The 4,935-nt window shown below is 43.5% G+C and carries 3 protein-coding genes; all 3 read left to right on the top strand.

Translation table 11 applies throughout. The features are described 5' to 3' along the window. A partial coding sequence (gene cas10d, locus PX484_RS11625) for a type I-D CRISPR-associated protein Cas10d/Csc3 (RefSeq protein WP_288103930.1) occupies positions 1 to 3,274 on the top strand: 3,274 nt, incomplete at its 5' end. 17 nt (positions 3,275 to 3,291) lie between these two features. Beyond that, positions 3,292 to 4,299, top strand: coding sequence for a type I-D CRISPR-associated protein Cas7/Csc2 (gene cas7d, locus PX484_RS11620; RefSeq protein WP_288103928.1), 1,008 nt, complete (start codon positions 3,292 to 3,294; stop codon positions 4,297 to 4,299). 55 nt (positions 4,300 to 4,354) lie between these two features. Continuing rightward, positions 4,355 to 4,935: type I-D CRISPR-associated protein Cas5/Csc1 (cas5d, locus tag PX484_RS11615; RefSeq protein ID WP_288103926.1), on the top strand; the 581-nt coding region annotated here is incomplete at its 3' end.

Genomic DNA, 4,935 nt, shown 5'->3' with positions numbered 1-4,935 from the left:
AACCGTTCGCCAACTGCTAACCCTAAAACTCCTACGGGAGGCGATTCGAGCCGAAAACCCCGACGATCGAGTTATGGCAGATTTTGCCGAAATGGTATTACCCAATTTACTCCGATTAGCGATCGGGGTAACGGCAAAAGGGGGAAATTTCTTCGAGGAAATCGATCGCCGTCGGGAATTAGAGGGAAAAAGCAAAGTTCGACGGGATAATGCAGGAGATCAATCTCTCAATACTCATTTACTTAATGGATTATTTCCCGCCAATCTCATCGAAAAACGACTAGAAAAACTCAATACTACCGTTCGACGGGTAGTAAAGGAATGCGAGCGCAGGTTGGCGATCGCGGGGTTTATTCTCCACGATTTCGAGAAATTCCGCTACTCGCTTTTTCCCGCGATGCCGGCGAAATATATCGAGATTAACGAGGACTTCGATCGAGATATCCGCAAACTATCACGAGAGGAACATCGAGAGATTTTTCAAGTATTGGTTCCCGAATTAGGATTAGATCGCTTTTTATTTTCCGATCAACCAAAAAAATGGACTGAATATCTTGATGATTTGATATACATCGCTAAAAATGCCCAGCGTCGGAATGATACCGATCGAAATACCTCGGAAGATGGGTTAAATACTCGCTTAAACAATAGCGCCCTCGAAAGTTTAACCGATCTTGCCTGTCTAGCCGATCGCTTGGCTTCCATTATTAAACACCCCCACGATGCGGAAAAAGCTCCGTTACAAGACCTTTTATACAGCCTCAGCGATGGGGAACTAAAATTCACTTACCACAGCATCGCCGAAAACCGCGGGGTACTAACGAACGTACTTAATAACGCGGTGATGGAAGCACATCAAGAACTAGACTATCAGCCTTTACTTTACCTGCCTACGGGAGTTGTCTATATCGCCCCCAAAAACGCGCCAGAAGTGTCCCTAGAAACCTTACCGAATCGAGTGGTGGACACTATTAAATCCCTCTGTAGCGGTGAATTACAGCGTAAACAAACGGGATTCGGCCGAGATGGCAAGGGGATGAAATACGCAGATTACTACAGCCAATTTTTCGACGATGCTGGGTTAATGCGCGCTGCCCTCAACGCCACCCTTCGCATCCTCGGTGATAATAAAGCGTCCGTGGCCGGAAGTCGCGGCGAAAACCTGATTAAATTTCAACAACAGGGCGTTTTACCGACGGATTACGATTTTCATTGTGAAGATGATATCCGCATCGATCGCCTAGCGGAATTCGGGGACGTGGTGACGCGGAAAATCTGGGGCGATCGCCTGGAAAAAATCGAACAGGCGCGAAAATTGCAGAAAAACTTACCCGCACCGCCGGATTTAGATTTAATTAGCGAGATCGCGCATTATTGGAATCTAGAAAATTATCTGCCACAAATTCGAGCGATCAAGCGTATTAATGAATCGTTAAAAGAACTCAAACTGAAAGGCAATACGGGAGGGGTTCCCTACGAATGGTATTATCTAGCGGCGCAATACCTGAAACAGCATCCCGGAATCGAGGATATTAGACCGGTTGCAGAAGATTTAATCGCTTTTCTCGCCGCAAAAATCGCCGCCATAGTTGCGGGATATAACTTACCCGATGGTTGGGAGGATTTGCGAGAGTGGGTTAATCAAGTGGTGCAGTTACCCGGTCGGGAATTGGCCCACTCGATCGAAACCTTCCAGAAAGAATTAAACCACTACAACGCCGCTAAAAAACAAGGTCGCGGCCGTCAACTTCTCTGTTCGATCTCCCATTCTCCCTATAGTGTCAGCGAACAGATGGAATCGGCGGTTCTTTTTACTCCCCAAGTCTATACTAATAAACAAATGCTGGCAGGCTCGAACGCCAAACGAAACATTTCCAGTATCGCGGGAACGGAAATGATGTTGCGTCAGATTCTTATGAATCAAACCCAAGCGGTAGGAAAACGTTTCGAGGACGGCAAATATCGCTATCTGTACTTTTACCCGACCTATTATTTTACTCCCGAAACCAATAGTTTTTTACAAAAAGCCTACGCTAACATCGCTCAAACTCGTTTTGATAGCTCGATAAAGTTGCACTTTGTTGATAAGAATCTGGTCGCTAACTTCGATCGAACCCGTTATCAGAGTGTTGATAGTTTCCTGATCGATGAAAAATTAAGGCAGAAAAAGGAAACAATTAACGAGGAGGAAGATGGCAAAAAAGACCGCACTTTTAAACTATCCTATCCCGAAGATAAACCCCTAACCTTTTATTTTATAGCCCTACCTCCGGGCCGCAATCCCACCGATACGGAATCCTGGGTTATGCCGGCATGGTTAGGATTAGCTTTCCCGATGATTTTAGATGTCAAAACGGTGGTTTCTGAGTCTCCTATTCCTCCCTATCGCGACGGTGCGGAATTTGAAGAGACGGTATTTCTGGACAGTGCGCCCCAAGCGATCCGGTCCTTAACCCGATGCGATCGATTCCGTCTCGATCGAGTCTTGAACCCATGGCAAGATAATGACGGAAAAAAATATTCCGCCCCTCTAAATACCCTAACCGCAGCCTATTCTATTCATTTAGACGTGAACTCGAAGCAGGGTAAGACGGGTTATGATCCCAATTGGGGCAAATTAACGGAACTCGCTATCAATTTAGAAACCAGTCCTCTCTATGTTTTTCATTACCTTAAACAGTGGAAACGGGGCAAAGATGCCGATATACCTAGCGCTAATCGAATCGCTCTGTATCTCTACGATTTTTATCCTTGTTTCGATCCCTATGTACAAGCCAACCGAACCAATTTAACTATCGATATGACAGCAGAATCGCCCTTAAATCACCCGAAAAAGTTAACCGAATTGTATCGTCAATTCTATCGAGCTAATAAACAATATAATCCGAAAGCGAACGCAGTTTTAAAACCGATCAATGTGGCCGCCGATACGATTCTCAAAGGAGGAATGTATCAGGGAGAAGCCCTAGTTTCTGTAGTAGCGGCGGAAGTGGCCAGCTTAATGAATCGGGTTCATGCTTCTACCGCAGAAGGTCGCTGGATTTTATCCGATCGAGAACAGGAAAGACAGAAAATATTGTCTTTTGCTCGTTATTTTGTGATCGATGTGTTCGAGGTTTCTTTTAAGGGCGATCGAGCGCGTCTAGCTGGCAGACAATTAAACCTCATTCGCGATACCTGCGAATTTCTTTACCGTCTCGAACAGGACAGAGAAAATCAAGAGTTAAAAGCCCAGGGTCAACCTGTGGATGAAGATTCTGAAAACAATAATTAATTCAAGGAGTACCTACCATGTCTTTACTGAAAACCCTCGATTCTAAATTCTTTCATAGCGATATTCCCTACAAACCGATGGGAAAATACGTTCACTTTTTGACGATTCGAGTTACAGAATCTTATCCTTTATTTCAAACAGATGGAGAGCTAAATAAAGCTCGTGTTCGTGCGGGAATTGATAGCAAAAAAACGATTAGTCGTTTATCGATGTTTAAACGGAAGCAATCAACTCCAGAACGCCTAGTAGGTCGAGAATTACTCAGAAACTACGGATTAATTACCGCCGAAGAATGTGAGTACAATGTAAAATTTGCCATGAATAACCCCGACTGTATTATTTATGGTTTTGCTATCAGTGATTCGGGTTCAGAAAAATCGAAAGTAGTAGTAGATACGGCTTTTTCGATCACACCCTTTGATGAATCCCATGAAAGTTTTACTTTAAACGCTCCCTACGAGAATGGTACTATGGCATCTAAGGGAGAAAATAACACAAAAGTAGGGGAAGTGACTAGCAGGATTAACCAGCAAGATCACATCCGTCCGCAGGTGTTTTTCCCTAGTATTGTCACTTTAAAAGATCCGACAGAAGCGGGTTTTCTCTATGTTTTTAATAACATCCTGCGTACCCGTCACTACGGCGCACAAACCACCCGGACGGGACGGGTAAGAAATGAGCTTATCGGTGTTATTTTTGCCGATGGGGAAATTGTTAGTAATTTGCGCTGGACACAGGCAATATATGATCGCCTTCCCGATGAAGTATTACACTCGATCGATCCCTTAGATGAGGATTTAGTTATGGAAAAAGCCACCGAAGCAATACAAGCATTAATGGCGGAAGAATTTATCGTTCATACCGATTTTATCGGGGAAAATTTTCAACCTTTATTAACTGAGGTGAAAACTCTCACGGGTACGGAAGCAGGAATTTTATCGCTCTTAAACCAAGCGGATAAAGAAGCGAAAGACTACGCTAAGAAACATATCGCCGAGAAAAAGCCAGCCGCTAAAAAACCGTAAATTTCAGTAGGGTGAGTAATTTCTCACCCTAGATCCTCGCAATTTTTAAAGAGTTATGGTACATATTTATTCCTGTCAATTAGAACTGCACGATAGTCTTTATTACGCAACCCGTGAAATCGGCAGACTCTACGAAAGCGAACCCGTAATTCATAATTACGCGCTCTGTTATGCTTTGGGATTGGTAAATAGCGATAGTTATCGTTACTTCTGTTCCGAACAGATTCCCCAGTACCAAGAACATTTAAATCCTCTTAACGAAGAGAAAATTTATGTCACTCCCGCACGGGCGATCGCTCATACGGCGGTTCTCAATACTTGGAAATATGCCAATAATAACTATCATGTGGAGATGGAAAAAACCCAGAAAAATATTCCCAGTTTTGGCAGAGCCAAAGAAATCGCTCCCGAAAGTGTTTTTGAATGTTTTATCATTTCCCATCACCCCCTACAACTTCCTAAATGGATTCGTTTAGGAAAATGGATGAGTAAAGCGGAAGTAAAACTGACAGAACTTTCCCTATCAAAACAAAAAGAGGATTTATTTATTTATCCCTATCCTTTAAATCCTCTCGATGTTATGTTTACCCATCAGGTGATTGGCTACGATGTGATTAATATGCCTCCCGTTAGTTT

This window comes from Microcystis sp. M49636_WE2, assembly GCF_030065375.1.
Lineage (GTDB): Bacteria > Cyanobacteriota > Cyanobacteriia > Cyanobacteriales > Microcystaceae > Microcystis > Microcystis aeruginosa_C.
The sequence above is the reverse complement of the archived record's forward strand: the minus strand, read 5'-3'. Positions and strand labels throughout refer to the sequence as shown.